Source organism: Streptomyces cyaneus (assembly GCF_004028635.1).
GTDB lineage: Bacteria > Actinomycetota > Actinomycetes > Streptomycetales > Streptomycetaceae > Streptomyces > Streptomyces cyaneus.
Genome location: NZ_ML138678.1, coordinates 168828 through 194177, shown reverse-complemented (window position 1 = coordinate 194177; position 25350 = coordinate 168828). Strand labels below are relative to the sequence as shown.

General features: G+C 70.3%; 21 protein-coding genes and 1 tRNA gene. 17 read left to right on the top strand and 5 right to left on the bottom strand.

What is annotated here, in order from left to right; genetic code table 11:
• Position 1 precedes the first annotated feature (1 nt).
• The 4 genes from EHO50_RS00870 to EHO50_RS00855 all read left to right on the top strand — a co-directional run bounded on the left by EHO50_RS00870 (position 2) and on the right by EHO50_RS00855 (position 5277).
• Entirely contained in the window at positions 2-958 is a 957-nt protein-coding gene (locus tag EHO50_RS00870; protein WP_128427851.1) for a carbohydrate ABC transporter permease, read from the top strand.
• A complete protein-coding gene (locus EHO50_RS00865; protein WP_128427850.1) occupies positions 955-1827 on the top strand; it encodes a carbohydrate ABC transporter permease in 873 nt (290 codons plus the stop codon). The genes EHO50_RS00870 and EHO50_RS00865 overlap by 4 nt, the downstream gene beginning before the upstream one ends.
• A 16-nt stretch (positions 1828-1843) precedes the next feature.
• The gene (locus EHO50_RS00860; protein WP_128427849.1) at positions 1844-2443 is read left to right on the top strand and encodes a hypothetical protein; all 600 of its coding nucleotides are present in this window, start codon (positions 1844-1846) and stop codon (positions 2441-2443) included.
• A gap of 98 nt (positions 2444-2541) precedes the next feature.
• Positions 2542-5277 (top strand): exo-rhamnogalacturonan lyase family protein, encoded by a 2736-nt coding sequence (locus EHO50_RS00855; protein WP_128427848.1) that lies wholly within the window; start codon positions 2542-2544, stop codon positions 5275-5277.
• Between the two features lie 69 nt (positions 5278-5346).
• On the opposite strand, the gene EHO50_RS00850 is transcribed toward EHO50_RS00855, so the two are convergent.
• Entirely contained in the window at positions 5347-7803 is a 2457-nt protein-coding gene (locus tag EHO50_RS00850) for an SCO7613 C-terminal domain-containing membrane protein (protein ID WP_128427847.1), read from the bottom strand.
• 99 nt (positions 7804-7902) lie between these two features.
• On the opposite strand from EHO50_RS00850, the gene EHO50_RS00845 reads away from it, so the two are divergent.
• A complete protein-coding gene (locus EHO50_RS00845; protein WP_128427846.1) occupies positions 7903-8364 on the top strand; it encodes an SRPBCC family protein in 462 nt (153 codons plus the stop codon).
• A gap of 60 nt (positions 8365-8424) precedes the next feature.
• Positions 8425-8496, top strand: a tRNA-Val gene (locus tag EHO50_RS00840).
• Between the two features lie 59 nt (positions 8497-8555).
• Here the strand turns inward: EHO50_RS00840 and EHO50_RS00835 are convergent.
• Positions 8556-9284: a 3'-5' exonuclease gene (locus tag EHO50_RS00835; protein WP_128427845.1), complete on the bottom strand. Its 729-nt coding sequence runs from the start codon at positions 9282-9284 to the stop codon at positions 8556-8558.
• Positions 9285-9452: 168 nt separating this feature from the next.
• Between EHO50_RS00835 and EHO50_RS00830 the strand changes: the two genes are divergently transcribed.
• The 3 genes from EHO50_RS00830 (at position 9453) to thrS (ending at position 13461) form a co-directional block, all read left to right on the top strand.
• Entirely contained in the window at positions 9453-10019 is a 567-nt protein-coding gene (locus EHO50_RS00830) for a DUF4365 domain-containing protein (RefSeq protein ID WP_062707797.1), read from the top strand.
• The gene (locus tag EHO50_RS00825; RefSeq protein ID WP_128427844.1) at positions 10016-11245 is read left to right on the top strand and encodes a hypothetical protein; all 1230 of its coding nucleotides are present in this window, start codon (positions 10016-10018) and stop codon (positions 11243-11245) included. Before EHO50_RS00830 ends, EHO50_RS00825 begins: the two co-directional genes overlap by 4 nt.
• Before the next feature lie 239 nt (positions 11246-11484).
• Positions 11485-13461 carry a threonine--tRNA ligase gene (gene thrS, locus EHO50_RS00820; RefSeq protein ID WP_128427843.1) on the top strand — a complete coding sequence of 659 codons (1977 nt, stop codon included), beginning with the start codon at positions 11485-11487 and terminating at the stop codon, positions 13459-13461.
• Between the two features lie 31 nt (positions 13462-13492).
• Here thrS and EHO50_RS00815 read toward each other — a convergent pair whose 3' ends face one another.
• Positions 13493-14152 carry a potassium channel family protein gene (locus tag EHO50_RS00815; RefSeq protein ID WP_128427842.1) on the bottom strand — a complete coding sequence of 220 codons (660 nt, stop codon included), beginning with the start codon at positions 14150-14152 and terminating at the stop codon, positions 13493-13495.
• A gap of 78 nt (positions 14153-14230) precedes the next feature.
• Here EHO50_RS00815 and EHO50_RS00810 point away from each other — a divergent pair, with 78 nt between their 5' ends.
• Positions 14231-14779, top strand: coding sequence for an HIT family protein (locus EHO50_RS00810; protein WP_128427841.1), 549 nt, complete (start codon positions 14231-14233; stop codon positions 14777-14779).
• A 137-nt stretch (positions 14780-14916) separates the two neighbouring features.
• Here the strand turns inward: EHO50_RS00810 and EHO50_RS00805 are convergent, their stop codons facing one another.
• Positions 14917-16578 (bottom strand): hypothetical protein, encoded by a 1662-nt coding sequence (locus EHO50_RS00805; protein ID WP_128427840.1) that lies wholly within the window; start codon positions 16576-16578, stop codon positions 14917-14919.
• A gap of 208 nt (positions 16579-16786) precedes the next feature.
• Entirely contained in the window at positions 16787-18985 is a 2199-nt protein-coding gene (locus EHO50_RS00800) for an elongation factor G-like protein EF-G2 (RefSeq protein WP_128428908.1), read from the bottom strand.
• Between the two features lie 303 nt (positions 18986-19288).
• Here EHO50_RS00800 and pgsA point away from each other — a divergent pair, with 303 nt between their 5' ends.
• The 7 genes from pgsA to EHO50_RS00760 all read left to right on the top strand — a co-directional run bounded on the left by pgsA (position 19289) and on the right by EHO50_RS00760 (position 25316).
• Positions 19289-20002 carry a phosphatidylinositol phosphate synthase gene (gene pgsA / locus EHO50_RS00795; protein WP_128427839.1) on the top strand — a complete coding sequence of 238 codons (714 nt, stop codon included), beginning with the start codon at positions 19289-19291 and terminating at the stop codon, positions 20000-20002.
• The gene (locus tag EHO50_RS00790) at positions 19999-20925 is read left to right on the top strand and encodes a phosphatidylinositol mannoside acyltransferase (protein WP_128427838.1); all 927 of its coding nucleotides are present in this window, start codon (positions 19999-20001) and stop codon (positions 20923-20925) included. The genes pgsA and EHO50_RS00790 overlap by 4 nt, the downstream gene beginning before the upstream one ends.
• The gene (locus EHO50_RS00785; RefSeq protein WP_128427837.1) at positions 20922-22106 is read left to right on the top strand and encodes a glycosyltransferase family 4 protein; all 1185 of its coding nucleotides are present in this window, start codon (positions 20922-20924) and stop codon (positions 22104-22106) included. The genes EHO50_RS00790 and EHO50_RS00785 overlap by 4 nt, the downstream gene beginning before the upstream one ends.
• A 200-nt stretch (positions 22107-22306) precedes the next feature.
• Positions 22307-22849, top strand: a complete 543-nt coding sequence (locus EHO50_RS00775) for a LemA family protein (RefSeq protein ID WP_128427835.1) — start codon at positions 22307-22309, stop codon at positions 22847-22849.
• Between the two features lie 127 nt (positions 22850-22976).
• On the top strand, positions 22977-23882 hold the full coding sequence (pdxS, locus tag EHO50_RS00770; RefSeq protein WP_128427834.1) for a pyridoxal 5'-phosphate synthase lyase subunit PdxS: 906 nt from the start codon (positions 22977-22979) through the stop codon (positions 23880-23882).
• A gap of 24 nt (positions 23883-23906) precedes the next feature.
• Positions 23907-24515: a pyridoxal 5'-phosphate synthase glutaminase subunit PdxT gene (gene pdxT / locus EHO50_RS00765; RefSeq protein ID WP_128427833.1), complete on the top strand. Its 609-nt coding sequence runs from the start codon at positions 23907-23909 to the stop codon at positions 24513-24515.
• Between the two features lie 48 nt (positions 24516-24563).
• Positions 24564-25316: a YebC/PmpR family DNA-binding transcriptional regulator gene (locus EHO50_RS00760; protein ID WP_128427832.1), complete on the top strand. Its 753-nt coding sequence runs from the start codon at positions 24564-24566 to the stop codon at positions 25314-25316.
• Positions 25317-25350 lie beyond the last annotated feature (34 nt).

Here is a 25350-nt window from a genome sequence, read left to right as displayed (position 1 = left end):
CATGACGCTCGTCAAGGAAGCGCCCGCGCGCCCGGCGAAGAAGCGGTCCGCCGCTCCTGCCGCCGGGCGGCGCGGGCGGCGCCGCGAGAACCTCGCCGGCTACCTCTTCATGTCGCCGTGGATCGCGGGGTTCCTGCTGCTCACGGCGGGGCCGATGATCGCGTCGCTGTACTACGCGTTCACCAGCTACAACCTGTTCACGCCGCCCAAGTGGGTGGGGCTGGACAACTTCACGACGATGTTCCAGGACCCGCGCTGGCAGAAGTCGGTCGAGGTCACGCTGAAGTACGTCGTCGTGGCCACCCCGCTGAAGCTGCTGCTCGCGCTCGGCGTCGCGCTGCTGCTCGCGCAGAAGCGGCGCGGGCAGGGTCTGTACCGGGCCGCGTTCTACATGCCCTCGCTCATCGGCGCCAGCGTGTCCGTGGGCTTCGTGTGGCGGGCACTGTTCTCGGACGACGCCATAGTGGATCGCTCGCAGAAGATCTTCGGTCTCGACGTCGGAGGCTGGATCGGCAACCCGGACTACGTCCTCTACTCCCTGGTGGCCCTGAGCATCTGGCAGTTCGGTGCGCCGATGGTCATCTTCCTGGCCGGTCTCAAGCAGGTCCCGCGGGAGCTGTACGAGGCCGCCGAGGTGGACGGAGCCGGTCCGCTCCGGCGGTTCTGGAACATCACGCTGCCGATGATCTCCCCGGTGCTGTTCTTCAACGTGCTGCTGGAGTCCATCCATGCGTTCCAGGTGTTCGGCTCCGCCTACGTCGTCTCCGACACCCGGTGCGGACCCGCCGACGCCACGCTGGTCTACACCTGTTACCTCTACCAGAAGGGCTTCAAGGAGGCCCAGATGGGCTTCGCCTCCGCGATGGCCTGGACGCTGGTGATCGCGGTGGCGCTCGTCACGGCGGTCCTGTTCTGGTCGCAGAAGAAGTGGGTGCACTACGAGGAGGCCGCCAAGTGACCAGTGCCACCACCCCTGTCGTACGCACCGCGAGCGAGCGGCGGCGCACCGGATCGATCGCCTGGCACCTGGGCGCGCTCGCCGTCCTCGCGGTCGTCCTGTATCCCGTGATCTGGGTCGTCGGCGCCTCGTTCAAGCCGAGCAAGGACATCATCGCCAGCCTCGACCTGCTGCCCACAGAGCCGGTCTGGGCGAACTTCTCCGGGCTCGCCGACGGCATCTCCGGCATCTCCATCAGCAGCTTCTTCCTGAACTCGCTGATGTACGCGGTTCTCGCCGTGGCCGGTGTCGTGGTGTCCAGCTCGCTGACCGCCTACGCCTTCGCCAAGATCCGGTTCGCGGGGCGGAACCTGCTGTTCACGCTGATGATCGGCACGCTGCTGCTGCCGTATCACGTGCTGCTCATCCCGCAGTACGTGCTCTTCCGCAACCTCGAACTCACCGACACCCTGGTGCCGCTCGTGGCGGGCAAGTTCCTGGCCACGGAGGCGTTCTTCGTCTTCCTCATGGTCCAGTTCATGCGTGGGCTGCCGCGCGAGCTGGACGAGGCCGCCAAGCTCGACGGCTGCGGTCACCTGAGGACCTACTGGTCCATCGTGCTGCCGCTTACCCGTCCCGCCCTCATCACCAGCGCCATCTTCACCTTCATCAACGCGTGGAACGACTTCATGGGCCCGTTGATCTACCTCAACACCCCCGAGAAGTACACCGTTTCGCTGGGCCTGATGATGTTCCGCGACCAGGAGGGCATCTCCAACTACGGCAGCATGATCGCGATGTCGCTGGTGGCGCTGATCCCGGTCATCGCCTTCTTCATGGCCTTCCAGCGCTACCTCATCGACGGCATGGCGACGTCCGGACTGAAGTGAGGGAGCTGAGGCGGTCATGGCGCAAGCACGAGTGAAGGCCCGCTCCTCGCGCAGGGAGTCCGTGTTCGGCGAGCGCTTCGCGGTCTTCGCCGAGGCTCTGCTCACCGGCGTGTGGATCGCCGTGGCCTGCCTCGGGGTCGTCACCTACCCCGCCGCGTTCGCCGCCGGCGCACGGCATCTGCAGCGACGTACCCGTCATGAGGACGGCGGCTGGCGGGAGTTCGTCTCGGACTTCCGCACGGCCGTGCGCGGCGGGTGGGTCGTCGGGCTCGCCGGCTGGGCGGCCGCCGCGGCGGTCTGGGTGGACGTCCTGGCCGCGCGGGCCGGGATTCCCGGCGGGCCGTTCGTCGGCGCCGTGGGGATCCTCGCCCTGATCGGACTGGTCGTGGCCCTGCTGCGGGCGGCGGCCGTCTGGACGCCGGGCGCGTCCTGGCGGGCGCTGCTCGCGGACGCCGGTCGCCGGACCGTGCTCGATCCCGCCGGGTCCTTTCTGATCGTCGGCGGGCTGGGCGTCGTAGCCCTGTCCGCCGCGTTCATCGCACCGCTGGCCGTCCCCGTCCTGGGGGCCATCGCGGCGGCCGCCGTCGCCGTGGAGGAGCGGTACCGGCAGCGCTGAGAGGCGGTGCCCGTCACACAAGGTCGGTGCCCCGGGCGCCGTACCTCTCTCTGTCATGCCCCTGCCCACCCCCTGCATCCCGCACGGAAGGAAAGGCCATGTCCCCCATCCCCCGCAGGTCCATCCTCAAGGCGGCCGCCGTCGCCGGTGCCGCCGCGCAGTTCAGCTGGGCACTGGGAGCCAAGGACGCGCAGGCCGCGCCGAGAGCCGCCGACGCCGATGCCGACCCCGTGACCCTCGACTGGCTGGAGGACGGCGGCCTGGGCGCCGCGCCCGGCTCCACCCTGGGTGTGCCGTGGCCCAAGGGCGCGTACCAGGAGGGCCAGGCGTTCGCGGTGACGGACGCCGACGGCAAGTCCGTGCCCGTGCAGTCCTGGCCGATCGCCTACTGGCCGGACGGCTCGCTCAAGTGGACGGCCCACGCGGTGAGTTCGGGCACCGGCAAGCTCACCCTCGCCGCCGGCGAGGCCGCCGTACCGGACAAGAAGGTCACCGTCGACAAGAGCGGCGGCACCATCGACGTCTCGACCGGCGTCATCACGGCGAAGATCGGCAAGTCCGGCGCCACGATCATCAAGTCGGTCACCCGCGGCTCCACCGAGATCGCCAAGAACGGCCGGCTCGTGCTCATCCGCCAGCCGGAGATCGAGGACGAGGACCAGGGCGCGGTCAAGACCGAGCGCTTCGAGGGGGCCATCTCCGACGTCACCGTCGAGCAGGAGGGCCCGGTCCGCGCGGTCGTCCGCATCGACGGCAAGCACCGCAAGGGCAGCCGCAGTTGGCTGCCTTTCTCCATCCGGCTCTACTTCTACGCGGGCGCCGACTCCTTCCGCATGGTGCACACCGTCACCTACGACGGCACCCAGGAGCCGGGCAAGGCCAGCGGCGACTTCATCCGCGGTATCGGCGTGCGCTTCACCGTGCCGATGCGCGACGCGTCCTACGACCGCCACATCCGCATCGGCGGCGAGGGCACCGGCATGCTCCGCGAGGCCGTCAAGGGCATCACCGGACTGCGCCGCGACCCGGGGGCGGCCGTGCAGGCGGCGCAGTTCGCCGGCCAGAAGCTGCCCAATCCGTCCACCTGGGACCAGCGGGTGACGACCCGGCTGCAGTACATACCCGAGTGGGGCGACTACACCCTCTCCCAGCTGTCCGCCGACGGCTTCACCCTGCGCAAGAGGACCAAGAAGGGCCACGGCTGGATCGGCGCCGGCGGCGGCAAGCGGGCATCCGGCTTCGGATACGTCGGTGGCGTCAGCGGCGGATTCTCCTTCGGGCTGCGGGACTTCTGGGAGAAGTTCCCCGCCCAGCTCGACATCCGCGACGCCCACACCGAAGAGGCCGAGGTCACCATGTGGCTCTGGTCGCCCGAGGCACAGCCCATGGACCTGCGCTTCTACCACGACGGCATGGGCCAGGACACCTTCCCCGAGCAGCTCGAGGGCCTCAACATCACCTACGAGGACTACGAGCCGGAGTTCGGGACGCCCTACGGCATCGCCCGCACCTCCGAACTCCTCTTCTGGGCCAACGAGTCGACGCCTTCAGCACAGGCCCTGGCCGAGCAGATCGAGGCCGTACGGGTGTTGCCGCAGCTCGCCGCCCCACCCAAGCAGCTCATCAAGGCCAAGGTCTTCGGTCCGGGGCTGTACTCCGAGCCGGACCGTTCCACCCCGGCCAAGGCCAAGATCGAGGACCACCTCGACTTCCTCTTCACCTACTACAAGGACCAGGTGGAGATGCGCCGTTGGTACGGCTTCTGGGACTACGGCGACATCATGCACACCTACGACACCGTCAGGCACCAGTGGCGCTACGACATCGGCGGCTACGCCTGGGACAACTCCGAGCTCTCGCCGGACCTCTGGCTGTGGTTCGCGTATCTGCGCTCCGGCCGTGCGGACATCTTCCGGTTCGCCGAGGCGATGACCCGCCACACGGGCGAGGTCGACGTCTATCACCTGGGGAAGTGGGCCGGGCTCGGCACCCGGCACGGCGTCCAGCACTACGCCGACAGTGCCAAGCAGCAACGCATCGCCAACACCACCTACCGCCGCTACTACTACTTCCTCACCGCCGACGAACGCGTCGGCGACCTCATGCACGCCAACGTCGACTCCGACGAGACGTTCCTCGTCCTCGACCCGATCCGCAAGATCCGCACCGAGCCGTACACGCCCGACCGGCACGCGCTGTCGATCGGCTTCGGCACGGACTGGAGCGGGCTCGTCTCGGCGTGGCTGACGGAGTGGGAGCGCAAGGGGCCCAAGTGGGAGAAGGCCAAGGGACGCGTGCTGTCGACCATGGAGACGATCGCCGCCCAGCCGAACGGCTTCGTGCAGGGCACCGGCCTGTACGACCTCGACACGGGCAAGTTCGCCATCGCGGACAAGCCGGTGGTCGGCGTCTCGCACCTCTCCGCCGTCTTCGGTCTCAACGAGCTGTGCGCCGAGCTCATCGACCTCGTCGACATGCCGAAGTTCAACGAGGCGTACTTCGACTACTGCCGCTACTTCAACGCGACGAAGGCGGAGCAGGCGGCGCGCTATGGCTCCAATTTCGGCAGCCTGCTGCTCTTCCAGGGGCACTCGCGGCTTGACGCGTACGCGGCTGTGAAGACCGGGGACGAGAAGCTTGCCAAGCGGGCGTGGGAGAAGTTCTACAACTCCGACGGGTACAAGGAGTCGGCGCCGTGGAAGACGGAGGAGTTGAGCGGTCCGGCCGCGCTGGTTCCGGGCAGTGAGGCGAGCTGGGTGTCCACCAACGACACGGCGCTGTACGGGCTCGCCGCGATCGAGAACCTGGCGTTGCTGGGAGACAGGATGCCGTAGCAGGTTGTGGGGAACTGCGGGTCCGATGGGGCTGGTCGCGCAGTTCCCCGCGCCCCTTTCAGGGGCGCTTCACTCCATCCTCGTCAAGACGTCCCGTACTCGGCGGACATCCCTGATGCGCTGCTCGTACGTCGCTCCGAGCGCGAGCAGCAGCAGGCCGGCCAGGGCCGGCGGCACCCAGCGGGGGAGTGCGTCGGTCACCTGGACGATGTACGGGGCGAGTTCATGCAGGGCGTCCAGGGCCAGCACCGTGCCGCCGAGCAGCAGCGGCGCCTTGAGGTGGTGCCCGGCGCCCAGCAGGGTGACCGCCAGGGCCCCGAGGCCCAGCAGCAGGGGGCGCGTCCAGTGCGGGTCGCTCCAGGCCGCGAGGAGGCTCGGCACCAAGGTGGCGGCGAGTCCGGGGCCGTACGCCGTCCAGGACGAGGCCTGCGGATCGCGGCGCCTGCGCAGGGCGCCGACGAGCAGGGCCGGGACGGTGACCGGCAGCGTGTACGCCTCCGGCGTCCCGATGTCCCAGGCCGCCAGACGCACCCAGGCGGCCAGGACGAAGAGCGCGCCGGAGGCGTAGGCGACGGGGCGGCGGTCGGCGCGGATCGCCGTGCCGGCGGTGATCAGACCGCAGAGCGCCAGCACCAGGGCGAGCATCGGCAGGTCGGCCGAGACCGCGGCCAGTCCGACGGCGAGCAGTCCGGCGAGCGCCCCTGCCACCTCGACCGGCGCCGTCCCCCGGGCGTCACCGAGCCGTGCCGCGAGCAGCGCCGCGGCCGTCGGGACCGCCAGGACCAGCAGGGCGGTGTACTGCGGCTCCCAGCCGGCCGCGGCACCTGTCGCGCAGGCGAGCGCGGTGGCGTACGCGAGCGCGGTCGGGGCCGTGACCGGGGCGAGGTGCGGCTTCCAGGAGGCTGCCGCGAAGAGCGCCGTCAGGGCTGTGAGCACGGTGAGGGTGGCCGCCTCGGTGGCCAGGGAGAGGAAGGCGAAGGGGAGGGAGGTGAGGAGGGCCAGGACCAGGGCGGTCGTTCGAGGGGTGGGGAAGTCGACAGTGATCGGCTCCGCAGGGGTCGGTTCCGTCGTCGGGGGAGCCGAGGGCTTCTCCGTCTCCGGGCGCTCGGACAGCCGTATCCAAGCCGCTGCCGCCAGGGCGCCGGCCGTCGTGGCGCCGAGAGCCACCAGGCCCACCGCATAGGGGACTTCGAGCACCGCCGGAAGGACCAGCGCCGTCGCCCAGGCCAGTGCCGGCGCACCGGTGAGGGCCCGAGGCCGCCAGAGCGTGTCACGCGCCGCGAGGAGCAGGACGACGGCGACAACCGCCAGGACGACGGGCACCGTCTCCGCGTCCGACGGCCACGGCGCGCCGACCGTCACCGCCTCCCGTACGCCACCCGGCGCCCCGGACCACACCCGCTCCGCCCACGTGACCGGACCCAGCAGCGCGATCCCCACCAGGGGCAGCGTCCACAGCAGGGCAAGCCCCTGTACGGCGGCGGAGGCCCGGGCGAACCCGCGCCGTACCGTCTCCGGCAGCCGTTCCACCCGTACCGCAGCGAGCAGCGCGATCCCGCACGCCAGATACGCCGGGACCGTCCACGCGTCCGGCAGCACGGAGCGGGCCGTGCCGCCGAGCGCGGCGACCGTGAGGAGACCGGCGGCGACGGCGAGGCCGCCCGCCTGCTTCTCGGCGACCTGCTGCCAGGCCGCCGTCAGCGCGATGCCCGCCGCGAAGAGGAGGAGCGCCGCCGCACGGGCGGCGGCGCTCGGGCCGGTGGCCGTCCAGGACAGCCAGCCGGCGGCCCACACACCCCAGGCGCCCATGCCGTACGCACCGATCACGGCGGTGATCCGTACGGACCCGGCAGGCACCCGCAGCGCCACACCCGTGTCGAACGCGGCCGTCACCAGCACGGCGGCCGTGATCCCGTACAGGCCCGCGTCGGCCGCCACCGCCCACAGGGTGAGCGGGAGTTGGGCGGCGACCAGTGCGGCGGGCAGGGGCAGACGCAGCTCGGAGGTGCGCGGCAGCAGGCCGTACGCCGTCCACAGGGCGGCCAGTACCGCCGACGCGGCCGCGACGTAGCCCACGGCGTCCACGTCGGCCAACCCGACCTCGTGCAGCGCGTACGCGTCGAGCACGGTCAACGCCAGCCCGAGGCCCGCCACCGACTCGGCCGTCGACCGCAGCCCGTGCTTCAGCAGCGGCACCGGCGCGGCGAGCACCGCCACCGTGACCCCGCCGAGCACCAGGGCCCGCCCGGCGATCCCCATGTGCCCCCAGCTGACCAGCGTGAACGCCATCGCGGCGATGGTGAGCAGGACACCGCCCAGCACCAGCAGGACGTTCTGGACCCGGGGTGCCGAGGTCTCGGGGCGCGGGGGCGCGAAGGGGGCCGGGGCCGACTGGGCCGTCGCCGCTTGCAGCGCGGTGACCAGCCAGGCCCGACGGTGCATCAACTGGGCCCGGCGGGCGTCCAGTTGGTGCAGCTCGAGGTCGAGGAGCCGCAACTCCTCGGCCGGTGGCGGAAAGTGCGTCATGCCTGGAGTGTGGTCCGCGTCACGCCGTACGGCATGAGTGTGCGTACTCAGAACGTACTCATGTACCGCACGAACGCGCCGGTCGGGCACACTCGGCCCATGGACTGGAGCCACTACCGCTTCCGCAGCCTGTGGGCCCTGCCCGCGCCGCCCGCCACTGTCTACGACGTGCTGGAACAGGCCGAGGACTACCCCCGCTGGTGGCCGCAGGTGCGTGCGGTGACCAAACTCAGTGACACCACCGGAGTGATCACGATCCGCTCCGTCCTGCCGTACGACATGGTCTTCACCGCACGCGAGGTGCGGCGGGACCGGGAGGCGGGAGTGCTGGAGATCGCCATGTCCGGGGACATCGACGGCTGGGCGCGCTGGACCCTCACTGCGGAGGGGACCGGGAGCATCGCCCGCTACGAGCAGGTCGTCGACGTGAACAAGCCGCTGCTGAGGCGGTTCGCCGTGCCCGGGCGGCCCGTCTTCCGCGCCAACCACTGGCTGATGATGCGGGCTGGGCGGCGAGGGCTGGTGGCGTACTTGGCCGGCCGCCGGCAAGGCCCTCATTAAGACGGTCATCAAGCGGTTTGAAGGAAACGCGCGGGGACCTGTATTGTTCAGTCCGTTCCCGGGCGATTAGCTCAGTGGGAGAGCGCTTCGTTCACACCGAAGAGGTCACTGGTTCGAACCCAGTATCGCCCACCGGGAAAGGCCGGTCCGCAGCAGCGGACCGGCTTTTTTGTGCGCCTCGCCTCGCGTACCTAGGCGGCTGCCGCCGGCAGGTCCGGCCGCAGGGGCCACGCCGGGTCCACCGCCTCCTCGACGCCGCTGCGCGCGAACCACGCCTGCAACCCGCGTGCCTGTGCCGCGTGCCACACCGCCTGCAGCGTGTGCAGTTCGGCGGGCGACAGGCGCTCGAGCCTGGCCGCGAAACGGCGCCCCACGGCCCGTACGACCTCCAGCGAGGCCAGTGCGTCGGCCGCCGCGTCGTGCGCGCCGTCCAGCGTGACGCCGTAGTGCGCGCACAGGTCGGTCAAGGTGCGGCGACCCTTGCGATAGCGGTCCAGATGCTTGTCCAGGACGCGCGGATCCAGCACCAACAACGGCGTCGTCTCGAACCAGCGGTCCAGCGACGAGGCGCGATGACGGCGCAACTCGCGATCCAGCAGCGTCAGATCGAACGGCGCGTTCATCACCACGAGCGGCCGGGCCGCCGTGGCCTGTCCGGCCAGTTCCTCGGCTATCTCATGCATCACCGGCGCCGGCCAGCGGCCGTTGCGCTGCAGATGCTCCTCCGTCAGTCCGTGCACCGCCGTCGCCGCCTCCGGCACCGGCACACCCGGGTTCACCAGCCACCGGGTCACCCGCGGCCGGGTGCCCGGGGCGTCCTGGACGACGACGGCCGCCGAAACGATCCGGTCGGTCTCGACGTCCACGCCTGTCGTCTCTGTGTCGAATGCCGCCAGCGGGCCCTCATACCAGCACGCCATACCTACACAACCCCTCGTTCACCCTTGGCAGCTGACGCACCGTCTTCTGCCCGTTTGGTGATACCCGGGCCGTTTGCGCCGTACGCCGGAAGGACACAACAGGAGTGCGGGTCGCTGCAGTTCAGCGGCCCGGCGCGGGGATTCACTTTGCTTGGAAGGCTGTTGGTCATGGCGATAGCGCAGCCCGAGCGGGGCGGGCTGCTGCCCGAACGAACGGGCCCCCATCGCGGTTCACTCGCCACTACCGCCTGCATGGAGACACTGCAGGTGGGCTATCTGCACGCCGTCGCGGCGGCTGCCGGGTGCTCCCTGTCGCAGCCGTTTCCGGACAACGGCATCGACTGGCACGTCAGCCACAGCGCGCCCGGCCACACGGTCGACGACGAGGTCACCATCAAGGTCCAGCTCAAGGCCACGTACCAGCTCGCGCCGAACCCGCCCGGCCGCTTCTTCTCCTTCACCCTCGACAACGACCACCTGGCGAAGCTCGCCCGCACCCCGGTCTCGGTGCACAAGATCCTGGTCGTGATGATCGTTCCGCGGTCGCAGGAACAGTGGCTGCGCGCCGGCCACGACCGGCTCGATCTGCGGCACTGCTGCTACTGGGTCAACCTGGCCGGCCACGCGATCACCGGCCGGCGCCGGACCAGCGTGCGGATACCGACCTCACGCATCTTCGACGACCGGGCCCTCTGCGAGATCATGACGCGGGTCGGGACGGGAGGCAGACCATGACGCACCGCCCCCTGGAGGAACCGGTACGACCAGCGCGGCCGCACCCGGTCGAAGCGTCCTGGGACCGTCCCCCCGAGCCCGGCGAGGTCGACCCCGCCGTGCTCAGTGCCCTGCTGCACCGGCACGGCTGGCAGCGACGCGGGGGAGCGGCCGGGCGCTACGGCCGCTGGACCCCGCCCGGACCGGGCGGCAACGGCACGAGCCTGCTCGTCCCCGAGTCCCGTGCCTTCCCCGACAGCGACGACCTGCTCGGCGAGGCGCTCGACGCCCTCTCCCGCAGCGGCATGCCCTCCGCGCGCGAGGTGCTGATCGGGCTGGCGGTGCCCAGCGACGAGGTCCGCTGGTGGCGGGACGCGCCGAGCGGGCCGGCCGGGGCCGCGCCCTGGACCGTCGAGGAGGAACTGCGCACCGCCGCCCGCCAGATGCTCCTCGCCGCGGCGCTCGCCACACGCGCGCGTGCCGGCTATTACGGCGCCCGGCACCGCCGCTCGGCCGCTGCGATGCTGGAGAACGTCCTCGTCGGCTCCGCGGCTTCAGGCCCCGGCCTTGCCGCCTTCGTGCCGGTCGCCACGGGGCGCCCGCTCGCCGTACGCCTCCACCAGGCTCTGTACGCCGCCCGCGAGGCCATCGACTACCAGCGGGCCACCGGCGGCATGGACGCCTTCGACGGCGCCGTCGAGGCGGGCGTCAGCCGCGAGCTCACCGAAGCGCTGATCGCCCTGGTCCGCGGTACCGAGGGCGCACGCATCGCCGTCGAGTGGGCGCCCGCGGCCGGCGTGCCCGAGGACTGCGCGGCCGGCGTGGAGCCCGTCGAGTTCTCGCCGGGCGACCTGCCCGTGCTGCGCGAGGCAGGGGCCCGCTATCTGCACGAGGAGCCGTCCGTGCCGGTGCGGATCACCGGTGCGGTCGTACGCATGCGCAGGTCGGGGCCGCGCGGGGAGGGCACCGTGCGGCTGCGCGTCCTCGCGGGCGCCGAGATTCCGCACGTCCGGCTGACGCTGGACGAAGAGGCGTACCGCATCGCCGGGCACGCACACCTCGTCGGGCTGCCGGTGCGGGTGCACGGGCGGCTGGAGAGCCGCGGGGGCTTCCGCAAGGTCAGCGGGGCCTCCGGGGTCGTACCGGTACAGGTGGACGAGGCGGAGAGGGACCGGCTGATGAAGTCGCTGCAGGAGGACCTCGACTTCTTCGAGGAGGCGTGTGGGGGAGAGGACGGCGGGGACTGAAGGGGGACGGTCGCAGCGCCCGAAGGGGCGCGGGGCTGTATCAGTGTGCGGCTCCGCCGCGTGGGCGCGACCAGCCACGACGACGCTGCAGACGACCGACGACCCCATGACGGCACTCCCAGCGGAGGGCTGACCGCTGATGTGACCGTTTCGCGGTCAGCCGTCCGGGGTCGGTACGATCGCGTAATGCGCGCGCTCCTGGTATGGCGCCGCACCCCACCTTCAGTCAGGAGAGACCGGTGTCAGACGTCCGTGTGATCATCCAACGCGATTCCGAGCGGGAAGAGCGCGTGGTGACGACGGGGACTACGGCCGCCGACCTCTTCGGCGGCGAGCGCTCGATCATCGCCGCGCGCGTGGGCGGCGAGCTCAGGGACCTGTCGTACGTGCTCGTCGACGGGGAGGAGGTCGAGGGCGTCGAGATCTCCTCCGAGGACGGCCTCAACATCCTGCGCCACTCCACCGCGCACGTGATGGCGCAGGCCGTGCAGGAGCTCTTCCCCGAGGCCAAGCTGGGCATCGGCCCGCCCGTCAAGGACGGCTTCTACTACGACTTCGACGTCGAGAAGCCGTTCACGCCCGAGGATCTCAAGGCCATCGAGAAGAAGATGCAGGAGATCCAGAAGCGGGGGCAGAAGTTCGCCCGCCGTGTCGTGACCGACGACGCCGCCCGCGAGGAGCTCGCCGCCGAGCCCTACAAGCTGGAGCTGATCGGCCTCAAGGGCTCCGCCTCGTCCGACGACGGCGCGGACGTCGAGGTCGGCGCCGGTGAGCTGACGATCTACGACAACCTGGACGCCAAGACCGGCGACCTGTGCTGGAAGGACCTCTGTCGCGGTCCCCACCTGCCGTCGACCCGTGCGATCCCGGCGTTCAAGCTGATGCGCAACGCCGCCGCCTACTGGCGCGGCAGCGAGAAGAACCCGATGCTCCAGCGCATCTACGGCACCGCCTGGCCGTCCAAGGACGAGCTCAAGGGCTACCTCGACTTCCTCGCCGAGGCCGAGAAGCGCGACCACCGCAAGCTGGGCAACGAGCTCGACCTGTTCTCCATCCCGGAGCAGATCGGCTCCGGCCTCGCCGTCTTCCACCCCAAGGGCGGCATCGTCCGCCGCGTCATGGAGGACTACTCGCGGCGCCGTCACGAGGAAGAGGGCTACGAGTTCGTCTACACCCCGCACGCGACGAAGGGGAAGCTCTTCGAGACGTCGGGCCACCTGGACTGGTACGCCGAGGGCATGTACCCGCCCATGCAGCTCGACGAGGGCGTGGACTACTACCTCAAGCCCATGAACTGCCCGATGCACAACCTGATCTTCGACGCGCGCGGGCGTTCCTACCGTGAACTGCCGCTGCGCCTCTTCGAGTTCGGGACCGTCTACCGGTACGAGAAGTCCGGCGTGGTGCACGGCCTCACGCGTGCGCGTGGCTTCACCCAGGACGACGCGCACATCTACTGCACGCGCGAGCAGATGTCGGAGGAGCTCGACAAGACGCTCACCTTCGTCCTCGGCCTGCTGCGCGACTACGGCCTGACCGACTTCTACCTGGAGCTGTCCACCAAGGACCCGGAGAAGTTCGTCGGCTCCGACGAGGTCTGGGAGGAGGCGACCGAGACGCTGCGCCAGGTCGCCGAGAAGCAGGGCCTGCCCCTGGTTCCGGACCCGGGCGGCGCCGCCTTCTACGGCCCGAAGATCTCCGTCCAGACCAAGGACGCCATCGGCCGCACCTGGCAGATGTCGACCATCCAGCTCGACTTCAACCTGCCGGAGCGCTTCGACCTGGAGTACACCTCCGCGGACGGCTCCAAGCAGCGCCCGGTCATGATCCACCGCGCGCTGTTCGGCTCCATCGAGCGGTTCTTCGCGGTTCTGCTCGAGCACTACGCGGGCGCCTTCCCGGCCTGGCTGGCCCCGGTCCAGGCGATCGGCATCCCGATCGGCGACGGGCACGTGGACTTCCTGGAGAAGTTCGCCGCGGCCGCCAAGAAGAAGGGCCTGCGGGTCGAGGTCGACTCCTCCTCCGACCGTATGCAGAAGAAGATCCGCAACGCCCAGAAGCAGAAGGTGCCCTTCATGGTCATCGCGGGCGACGAGGACATGGCCAACAACGCCGTCTCCTTCCGCTACCGCGACGGCTCGCAGGAGAACGGCATCCCGTTCGACGAGGCCATCGCGAAGATCGCGACGGTGGTCGAGGAGCGGGCGCAGGTCTGACGCTCGTATGTGACGAAGGCCCTCGGGGAGTTCAGCCTCCCGGGGGCCTTTCGTCGTCCTCGTGGGAGAAGACCTGCAGGAGCCATGAGGCGAACGTGCCGGTCACGGCCCCGAGCAGGCCCAGCCCCACGGCCATGACCCCGACGGCGATCACCCGCCCGCGCGACGTGACGGGAGTGACGTCGCCGTAGCCGACCGTGGCGAGGGTCGAGCACGTCCACCACACGGCGTCCCCGAAGCTCCGCATCGTCGCGCCCGGCGCCCCGCGCTCCTGGTCGTAGACGGCCAGGGCGCCGGTGAAGCCCAGCAGCAGGGTGGACAGCCCGGCGTAGACGATCACGCGCGCGTGCAGGGAGAGCCGGGGCCGTCCGTGCCGGCGCTGGACGGCTTCGTACACCTTCACGACCCGCAGCGGCCGCAACAACGGCAGCACCAGCACCACGGTGTCCAGCAGGTGCGTCCGTACGAAGGCTAGGCGCTGCCCGCTGAGCCGCCAGCACACGGCGTAGTCGAAGCCGAACATGGCCCACGCGGCGAACATCAGCGCGAGGCAGAGGTCGAGTTCGGCCTCCGACAGATGACCATGGCCCAGGACGCGGACCGCGTAGGAGGCGAGGAAGATCTGCGATGCCACGAAGAGAGCGATCTCGGTGTGCCGCCGCCAGCGGGCCAAACGACTGTCATCGTCCACCGGCCCAGCTTGGCCCGGGGCGATCGGGTGCCAGCCCCGGCGACACGCCGCGAACGGACGAAGCCATATGCTGCACGCATGACGAGTGAGCCGGAGCAGCAGTGGGGAGTGGGGATCCAGGACGCGTTCCAGCGCCTGTGGACGCCCCATCGGATGGCCTACATCCAGGGTGAGAACAAGCCGACCGGCCCCGGAGCCGACGACGGCTGCCCCTTCTGCTCGATCCCGGCCAAGTCCGATGAGGACGGGCTGATCGTCAAGCGCGGTGAGCAGGTGTACGCGGTTCTCAACCTGTATCCGTACAACGGCGGCCATCTGATGGTCGTGCCCTACCGCCATGTCGCCGACTACACCGACCTCACCGAGCCGGAGACCATCGAGCTAGCCGCCCTGACCAAGCAGGCGATGACGGCCCTGCGGACCGCGTCCGGCGCCCACGGCTTCAACATCGGCATGAACCAGGGCTCCGTCGCCGGCGCCGGCATCGCGGCCCACCTCCACCAGCACATCGTCCCGCGCTGGGGCGGCGACACGAACTTCATGCCGGTGGTGGGCCACACACGGGTGCTGCCGCAGCTGCTGGCGGACACGCGCAAGATGCTGGCGGAGGCGTGGCCGACGGCGTGATGTCTCGGCCGGGGGCGACACCGATCAGCCCGTCCGGCGATTGAGGACGAGGCCGTTCAGGCCGAAGGGAGGTCTGGGGGCGCAGCCCCCAGGGAAGGCCACCCAGACCCACCTCACACGGCTCAACCGCCGGAAGCCTACGCGTCGTACACGTCGGCCTTCCTCGGCGACGCGTCCTGCACAGCCGTACTCAGGAACGCCGAGCGCGTACCGAACTTCTCCGTGTCCACCCCGTTCTCGTCCAGCACCTTGATCGCCGCGGCATGCACCACCCGCAGCACCGGCGTGGCGGCCCGCAGCGCGTCGTCGGCCATGAAGCGGTGTCGCCACGGCTGATCCGCCCACGCGTGCCGGAGCCCGAACGGCTCGGGCAGACCTATCGTCCCGCCGAGCCAGTTCAGCAGCGGGGGATACCAGGAGATCGGGGCCCGCACCGCCAGCCGTACCACCTCGTCGGTGTTCACCAGCGGAAGGCTCACCTTGCGGGTCTCCCACGGCTTCAGCGACTTGGCGACCTCCTTCGACGGCGCCTCCGGCTTCGTGGTGAACAGTCCGTTGACCGGGCCGAGGGCATGGCCGGTCACCTCGATGCGCAACGTCTCGTGCAGCACGGTCACCGTGATCAGCATGGTGATGATCAACTGCCCGTCCCACAGCGTCCACTGGACGCCCAGGTAGTGCCGGTCACCGCTGCCGAACTGCTGCTTGTTGCAGATGTCCTGTATCGCGTGCTGCTTGACCTGGTACGCGTCGACATCCGTGCCCTCCGGCCGGGACACCGCCTTCGCGCCCTCGGCGATCGGCGTGACGATCCAGTGCCGTATCGAGGGCTTCGGGAAACCGCCGGTGTTCAACGGACCGCGCTCCAGCATGCGCAGCTGGTCATGGATCGCGCGGATGACGTCCCAGCTGCGGAAGGGGTGGATCTCCCGGTCGGCGTGGGCGGGAACCAGGTTCTCGGCCAGCTGCCAGCTGCCCCAGCGGGTGCCCATGCCGAGTATCCCCTTGGGCCCGGCGTAGAACACGGAGTTGGACTGCTGCTCCGCGCTGAGCTTGGCGAGGGACTGGCGCAGTTGCTCGGCCGCGGTCTCACCGGGGCTGCTCGGCACCGCCTCCGGAACCTTCGCGCCGACGCTGCTGCCTGCCAGCAGGCTGTCCCACCGCTCCCGCAGGTCCTTCGCCGTGCGCTCGCAGACCAGCTTGGCCCAGAACCAGCCGACCACGGGCATCACGACCGATGCGCGCGCGTACCAGGCCCAGAAGCCGGTGAACGGCATACGGATCAGGAAGAGCACGGCGAGCGCGCCCGCCGCGACGAGCAGCGCCGAGGCCAGCGCACCGCCCCGCTTCGCGTCCCCCTTGGTCATGGTGGTGCGCAGCGTGAAGATCAGCAGCCAGATCAGCAGCCCGGGCAGGAAGAGCACACCGCAGATCACCATGATGGCGCTCAGTAGCCGGTCGCGGTCCTTGCGGATGTTGTTGGCGGCCAGACAGTGGTCGACGACGACCTGCGGCTCGGTGCCGAAGGACTGGATGAGCGGCTTGCGGCCGCTGCCGAGCATGCGGTCGACCACCGCCCGCGAGAAGGCCTCACCCAGGTTGGGCCGGAAGATCTTGGCCCACTTGCGGCCTTCCTTGACGTCGGTCTGATGCCATTCGTTGTCGGCCTTCTTGATCTCCTCGAACGGATTGTCCCGATAGGCCGCCGAGGCCAGCGCGAACGTCGCCGTCTGTCCCTCGCCGGCCGTGCGCGGAACCTGCGGACCGAAGATGTCCGCGTAACCGCTCTCAACGGTCATTCCCGCCCCCGATCGCCGCACTGTCGCTTCTGCGGCCTTCCCGACTTCCGTGCTGCGCACACCTGTTGATCACTGATCAGCGTATCCTCCGCCACCGACAATCGTCGGCGGACGGCCCAATGCCGCCCGCCGACGCGGAGGGGAGCGTTCCGCAAAGGCCGCTTGTCGGCGCCGCCGTGAGAAGCCGCTCGGCGGCGCCGGGGGTCAACTACGAGGCGTCGCGCGCCTCTTCACGAATCCTTTCGGCGACCTGCGGCGGCATCGGTTCGTGCCGCGCGTACGAACGGTTGAAGCGTGCGGTGCCGTGCGACAGCGACCGCAGATCGACGGCGTACCGGCCGATCTCGATCTCGGGCACCTCGGCCTTGATGAGCGTGCGGCCACCGCTGGTCTGCTCGGTGCCGAGGACGCGGCCGCGCCGCCCGGACAGGTCGCTCATCACGGCGCCGACGTAGTCGTCGCCGACCAGGACGGACACCTCGGCCACCGGCTCCAGCAGATGGATCTTCGTGTCGGCCGCAGCCTCGCGCAGCGCGAGCGCGCCGGCCGTCTGGAACGCGGCGTCGGAGGAGTCCACCGAGTGCGCCTTGCCGTCCCGCAGCGTGACCCGGATGTCGACGAGCGGATGCCCGGCCGCAACTCCCTTGGCCGCCTGCGCCCTTACGCCCTTCTCCACCGACGGGATGAACTGCCGTGGCACCGCGCCGCCGACGACCTTGTCCACGAACTCGATGCCCGAGCCGCCCGGCAGCGGCTCCACCTCGATCTCGCAGATCGCGTACTGCCCGTGCCCGCCGGACTGCTTCACATGCCGACCGCGGCCCGCCGACTTGTTCGCGAACGTCTCCCGCAGGGAGACCTTGTGCGGCACGACGTCGACCTGGACGCCGTAGCGGCTGCGCAGCCGTTCGAGAGCGACGTCCGCATGCGCCTCGCCCAGGCACCACAGCACCACCTGGTGGGTGTTCTGGTTCTGTTCGAGCCGCATCGTCGGATCCTCGGCGACCAGCCGGGACAGACCCTGCGACAGCTTGTCCTCGTCGGCCTTGCTGTGCGCCTGGATGGCGAGCGGCAGCAGCGGGTCGGGCATCTGCCAGGGCTCCATCAGGAGCGGGTCGTCCTTGGCCGACAGCGTGTCGCCGGTCTCCGCGCGGCTCAGCTTCGCCACGCACGCCAGGTCGCCCGCGATGGCGTGCGTGAGGGTGCGCTGCTGCTTGCCGAACGGCGCGGACAGGGCGCCGATCCGCTCGTCGACGTCGTGGTCCTCGTGCCCGCGGTCGGTCAGCCCGTGCCCGGAGACATGGACCGTCTCGTCGGGGCGCAGGGTGCCGGAGAAGACCCGCACCATCGACACCCGGCCGACGTACGGGTCGGACGCCGTCTTCACGACCTCCGCGACCAGCGGCCCGTTCGGGTCGCACAGCTTCAGCTCGCGCGGCTTGCCGTCGACGGTGGTGACCCGCGGTGCCTCGCGCTCCAGCGGGGTCGGGAAGCCCCGCGTGATCAGCTCCAGCACCTCGATCGTGCCCAGCCCCTGCCGGGCGCCGTCGACGGCCGGGGCGGCGGCCAGGACGGGGAAGAACGTGCCGCGCGCGACGGCTCGCTCCAGGTCCTCGATCAGCGTCTTGACGTCGACCTGCTCGCCGCCCAGATACCGGTCCATGAGGGTCTCGTCCTCGCTCTCCGCGATGATCCCCTCGATCAGCCGGTTGCGCGCCTCCTCGATCTGCGGCAACTGGTCCTCGCCCGGCTCGGACCCCTTGCGCTCCCCGGAGGAGTAGTCGAACAGCTGCTGCGACAGCAGCCCGATCAGACCGGTCACGGGCGCGTGCCCGTCCGGGCCCTGCGGGCCGTGCAGCGGCAGATACAGCGGGAGTACGGCGTCGGGGTCGTCCCCGCCGAACGCCTCCGCGCAGATCCGCGTCATCTCCTCGTAGTCGGCCCGCGCGGCCTCCAGGTGCGTGACGACGATCGCGCGGGGCATGCCGACCGCCGCGCACTCCTCCCACACCATGCGGGTCGAGCCGTCCACGCCGTCCGAGGCCGAGACGACGAAAAGGGCCGCGTCCGCAGCTCGCAGACCGGCCCTGAGCTCCCCGACGAAGTCGGCGTATCCGGGGGTGTCCAGAAGGTTGACCTTGATGCCGTCCCATTCGACCGGCACCAGGGAGAGCTGCACCGAGCGTTGCTGCCGGTGCTCGATCTCGTCGTAGTCGGAGACGGTGCCGCCGTCCTCCACGCGGCCCGCCCGGTTCACCGCCCCTGCCGTGAGTGCGAGGGCTTCCACCAATGTGGTCTTGCCCGATCCGGAGTGGCCGACCAGCACCACATTCCGTACGGACGCGGGGTGGTCGGCCGCCGTAGCCCTGCCGGCGGCTCCGGGGTGTGCGCTCGCCTTGTCGCCCATGATCCTGCCTCCCGTGCACGGTGAGGTCACTGTGGGCGCGGGCATACGGATCCTCCCCCAGGCTTCGCCCGGGAGGTGCCCCAGCGATGGCGGCTCCGGTGACGCCCGCGGTTCTTCGAGCTTTCCACTGCCTTCACGGTGCGTCCATACGGCGGACGCGATCGCGCCCCCGCGCACCGGCGGGCCGGGCCGCCAGACCTGTGTACGAGTGCCCGGCGGTCGCCCGCACGCGCGCGTGGCTACGATGGGCCAGCCGGTGGCCAGCAAGGGCCGCACGGCGCCACACCGACCCTCGGGAAGGCCATGCTGAACAAGTACGCGCGTGCATTCTTCACGCGTGTCCTCACACCGTTCGCCGCGTTTCTGATCCGGCGGGGCGTCAGCCCCGACACTGTCACGCTCATCGGCACCGCCGGTGTGGTCGCGGGCGCGCTGGTCTTCTACCCCATGGGCGAGTTCTTCTGGGGCACGGTCGTGATCACGCTCTTCGTGTTCTCCGACCTCGTCGACGGAAACATGGCCCGCCAGCTCGGCCGCTCCAGCCGCTGGGGCGCCTTCCTGGACTCCACGCTCGACCGGGTGGCCGACGGCGCGATCTTCGGCGGCTTCATCCTCTGGTACGCCGGTGGGGGCAACGACCTCGTCCTGTGCGCCGTCTCGATCTTCTGCCTGGCCAGCGGCCAGGTGGTGTCGTACACCAAGGCACGTGGCGAATCGATCGGCCTGCCGGTCGCGGTCAACGGTCTCGTCGAGCGGGCCGAGCGCCTGGTGATCTCCCTGGTAGCGGCCGGTTTGGCGGGCCTGCACAAGTTCGGGGTACCCGGCATCCAGTACCTGCTGCCCGTCGCCCTGTGGATCGTCGCCGTAGGCAGCCTCGTCACGCTGATCCAGCGGGTCGTCACGGTCCGCCGCGAGTCCGCGGAGGCGGAGGCGGGGGCAGCGGCGGAGACAGCGCAGGAGAAGCCGCAGAACGCCTCTCAGCGGAACGCCTCTCAAGGGAGCGAGGCAGCCAAGTGAGTGCCCAGGATCGGCTCACGGACGCGCTGTACGGCCTCGGCTGGGGCACCGTCAAGAAGCTCCCCGAGCCGGTCGCCGTACGGCTCGGCCGCACCATCGCCGACCTCACCTGGAAGCAGCGGGGCAAGGGCGTGCAGCGGCTGGAGAGCAACTACGCGCGCGTGGTGCCCGACGCGACCCCGGAGCGCCTCGCCGAGCTCTCCCGCGCGGGCATGCGGTCGTACCTGCGCTACTGGATGGAGTCCTTCCGGCTGCCCGCCTGGAGCGCCGAGCGCGTCAAGGGCGGCTTCGACGTCAAGGACGTCCACTACCTGACCGACGGCCTGGACGCCGGCAACGGCGTCGTTCTCGCCCTGCCGCACCTGGCCAACTGGGACCTCGCGGGCGCGTGGGTCACCACGAAGCTCGAGACGCCGTTCACCACGGTCGCCGAACGCCTCAAGCCCGAGACGCTCTACGACCGCTTCGTCGCCTACCGCGAGGGCCTCGGCATGGAGGTCCTGCCGCACAGCGGCGGCACCGCCTTCGGCACGCTGGCCCGCAGGCTGCGCGACGGCGGTCTGGTCTGCCTGGTCGCCGACCGCGACCTGTCGGCGTCCGGCGTCGAGGTCGAGTTCTTCGGCGACACGGCACGCATGCCCGCCGGACCGGCGTTGCTGGCCCAGCAGACCGGGGCGCTGCTGCTCCCCGTCACGCTCTGGTACGACGACTCACCGGTCATGCAGGGGCGGGTGCATCCTCCGATCGAGGTGCCCGGGACAGGTACCCGGGCCGAGAAGACGTCTGTCATGACACAGGCGCTGGCCGATGCCTTCGCCACGGGGATCGCCGAACATCCGGAGGACTGGCACATGCTCCAGCGCTTGTGGCTCGCCGACCTGGAACCACGACCGTCCGACGCCCGGGACGGGGAACGTCCGTGAAGATCGGGATCGTCTGCCCGTACTCCTGGGACGTGCCGGGCGGCGTCCAGTTCCACATCCGCGACCTCGCCGAGTACTTCATCCGGCTCGGCCACGAGGTGTCCGTCCTGGCCCCGGCCGACGACGACACCCCGCTCCCGCCGTACGTGGTCTCGGCGGGCCGCGCCGTGCCGGTCCCGTACAACGGCTCGGTCGCCCGCCTGAACTTCGGCTTCCTCTCGGCGGCCCGCGTACGCCGCTGGCTGCACGACGGCGAGTTCGACGTGGTCCACATCCACGAGCCGGCCTCACCGTCCCTCGGCCTGCTGACCTGCTGGGCGGCTCAGGGCCCGATGGTCGCCACGTTCCACACCTCCAACCCCCGGTCCAAGGCGATGATCGCCGCGTACTCGATCCTCCAGGCGGCCCTGGAGAAGATCAGCGCCCGGATCGCGGTGAGCGAGTACGCCCGCCGCACGCTGGTGGAACATCTGGGCGGCGACGCGGTGGTGATCCCCAACGGCGTCGACGTCGACTTCTTCGCCAAGGCCGAGCCCAACCCCGAGTGGCAGGGCGGCACGATCGGCTTCATCGGCCGTATCGACGAGCCCCGCAAGGGCCTGCCGGTGCTGATGAGGGCCCTGCCGAAGATCCTCGCGGCCCGCCCGCAGACCAGGCTCCTGGTGGCGGGCCGGGGTGATGAGGAGGAGGCGGTCGAGTCGCTGCCCAAGGAGCTCCGCTCCCGCGTCGAGTTCCTCGGGATGATCAGCGACGAGGACAAGGCCCGATTGCTGCGCAGCGTCGACCTCTACGTCGCGCCCAACACCGGCGGCGAGAGCTTCGGGATCATCCTGGTCGAGGCAATGTCGGCCGGCGCCCCGGTCCTCGCCTCGGACCTGGACGCCTTCGCCCAGGTCCTCGACCAGGGCGCGGCGGGCGAACTCTTCACCAACGAGGACGCGGACGCCCTGGCCGAGGCAGCGGTACGCCTCATGGAGGATCCGGCCCGCCTGGCCGAGCTGCGGGAGCGGGGCAGCGAGCATGTCCGCCGCTTCGACTGGTCCACCGTCGGGGCGGACATCCTGTCGGTGTACGAGACGGTGACGGCGGGGGCGGCTGCGGTGGCTGCGGTGGCGGCGGACGAACGGGCCGGGGGCAGCGGAAGCGGTCTGCGGGCTCGGTTGGGGTTGGCGCGGGACTGAGGGCGAGCGCGCGCCGACGGTTTGTGCTCGGCGCCGGTCCAGGCAATTCAGCCCGTCCGGCGTTTGAGGACGAGGCCCGTTCAGGGCCGAAGCGGGGGTCTGGGGGCGGCAGCCCCCAGTGACGGCAACACCGACGCCCCGACCCGACACCGACGCCCCGAGGAGAACCCGGCTCACCCCGCGGAGCTAGTCTGCGGCCCGTGACCGCAACTCTGATCTGGATCCTCGTAGCCCTCGTCGCGATCGGCCTCTACCTGAGCTGGACCGCGGGCCGCCTCGACCGGCTGCACGCCAGAATCGACGCGGCCCGCGCCGCCCTCGACGCACAGCTGCTGCGCCGCGCCTCGGTCGCCCAGGAACTGGCCACCTCCGGCGTGCTGGATCCGGCCGCGTCGATCGTCCTGTACGAGGCCGCCCACGCCGCCCGGCAGGCCGAGGAGGAGCAGCGGGAGGTCGCCGAGAGCGACCTGAGCCAGGCGCTGCGGGCCGTGTTCGCCGAGACCCAGCAGGTGCAGGCGGTGCGGGAGGCGCCCGGGGGAGAGGAGGCGGCCCGCGAGCTGACCGAGGCGGTCCGCCGGGTACCGATGGCCCGCCGCTTCCACAACGACGCCGTACGGGCGGCCCGGGCGCTGCGCCGGCACAGGAAGGTCCGCTGGTTCCGCCTGGCGGGCCACGCCCCGTTCCCCTTGGCCTTCGAGATGGACGACGAGCCGCCCGTGGCGTTGGTCGACAGGGCCGCCTGACCAGCGCATTCGTGCCAACGGGCCGGAAAAGGATCCACCGGCTTCCCATTGGCCCTTGCTGTGGCCTGGTCCACTCCCGTTTCCTCGGTGCTTGCAGTAACCCCTTTTTCACCGAGTGAGGTCACCCGTGTCCACTTCCGCAAACCAGGCTCCCGAGACCGGCACCGCGCGCGTGAAGCGCGGCATGGCCGAGCAGCTCAAGGGCGGCGTGATCATGGACGTCGTCACGCCGGAGCAGGCGAAGATCGCCGAGGACGCGGGCGCCGTCGCCGTCATGGCCCTGGAGCGGGTCCCCGCCGACATCCGCAAGGACGGCGGAGTGGCCCGGATGTCCGACCCGGACATGATCGAGGGCATCATCGACGCCGTCTCGATCCCGGTCATGGCCAAGTCCCGCATCGGCCACTTCGTCGAGGCCCAGGTCCTGCAGTCCCTCGGCGTCGACTACATCGACGAGTCCGAGGTCCTCACCCCGGCCGACGAGGTCAACCACTCCGACAAGTGGGCCTTCACGACCCCCTTCGTCTGTGGCGCCACCAACCTGGGCGAGGCCCTGCGCCGCATCGCCGAGGGCGCGGCCATGATCCGCTCCAAGGGCGAGGCCGGCACCGGCAACGTCGTCGAGGCCGTCCGCCACCTGCGCCAGATCAAGAACGAGATCGCCAAGCTGCGCGGCTTCGACAACAACGAGCTGTACGCCGCCGCCAAGGAACTGCGCGCCCCGTACGAGCTGGTCAAGGAAGTCTCCGAGCTCGGCAAGCTCCCGGTGGTGCTGTTCTCCGCCGGCGGTGTCGCCACCCCCGCCGACGCCGCGCTGATGCGCCAGCTCGGCGCCGAGGGCGTCTTCGTCGGCTCCGGCATCTTCAAGTCCGGCGACCCGGCCAAGCGCGCCGCCGCCATCGTCAAGGCGACCACCTTCTACGACGACCCGAAGATCATCGCGGACGCGTCCCGCAACCTCGGCGAGGCCATGGTCGGCATCAACTGCGACACCCTCCCCGAGACCGAGCGCTACGCCAACCGCGGCTGGTAAGCACCCTCCAAGGACTGCACGTACATGACTGACGCACCCGTCATAGGCGTCCTGGCCCTCCAGGGCGACGTACGGGAGCACCTCATCGCCCTGGCCGCGGCCGACGCCGTGGCCAGGCCGGTGCGGCGCCCCGAAGAGCTCGCCGAGGTCGACGGCCTCGTCATCCCCGGCGGCGAGTCCACGACCATCTCCAAGCTGGCCGTCCTGTTCGGCGTGATGGAGCCGCTCCGCGCGCGCGTGCAGGGCGGTATGCCCGTCTACGGCACCTGCGCCGGCATGATCATGCTCGCCGACAAGATCCTCGACCCGCGCTCGGGCCAGGAGACCGTCGGCGGCATCGACATGATCGTGCGCCGCAACGCCTTCGGCCGACAGAACGAGTCCTTCGAGGCGGCGGTCGACGTGAACGGCGTCGAGGGCGATCCTGTGGAGGGCGTCTTCATCCGCGCCCCCTGGGTCGAGTCCGTCGGCGCCGAGGCCGAGGTCCTCGCCGAGCACGGCGGCCACATCGTCGCGGTCCGCCAGGGCAATGCGCTGGCCACGTCGTTCCACCCCGAACTGACCGGCGACCACCGTGTGCACGGCCTGTTCGTCGACATGGTGCGCGCGGACCGGACAGCGGAGTCCTTGTAGGATCTCTGGCGTTCGTTCATAGATGGGTTACGCGAAGGAGACAGGCAGATGTCCGGCCACTCTAAATGGGCCACGACGAAGCACAAGAAGGCCGTGATCGACGCCAAGCGCGGCAAGCTCTTCGCGAAGCTGATCAAGAACATCGAGGTCGCGGCGCGCATGGGCGGCGTCGACCTCGACGGCAACCCGACGCTCTATGACGCCGTCCAGAAGGCCAAGAAGCAGTCGGTGCCGAACAAGAACATCGACTCCGCGATCAAGCGCGGTGGCGGCCTCGAGGCCGGCGGTGCCGACTACGAGACGATCATGTACGAGGGCTACGGCCCGAACGGCGTCGCGGTGCTCATCGAGTGCCTCACCGACAACCGCAACCGCGCCGCCTCCGACGTCCGCGTCGCCATGACCCGCAACGGCGGGAACATGGCCGACCCCGGCTCCGTGTCGTACATGTTCAGCCGCAAGGGCGTCGTCATCGTCCCCAAGGGCGAGCTGACCGAGGACGACGTCCTCACCGCCGTCCTGGACGCGGGCGCCGAGGAGGTCAATGACCTCGGTGAGTCCTTCGAGGTCATCAGCGAGGCCACCGACCTGGTCGCGGTCCGTACCGCCCTCCAGGAGGCCGGCATCGACTACGACTCCGCCGACTCCAGCTTCGTGCCGTCCGTCCAGGTCGAGCTGGACGAGGAGGGCGCCAAGAAGATCTTCAAGCTGATCGACGCGCTCGAGGACAGCGACGACGTCCAGAACGTCTTCGCCAACTTCGACGTCAGCGACGAGATCATGGAGAAGGTCGACGCCTGACGCCGGGCATTCCGGCAGAGACAGCAGAGACATG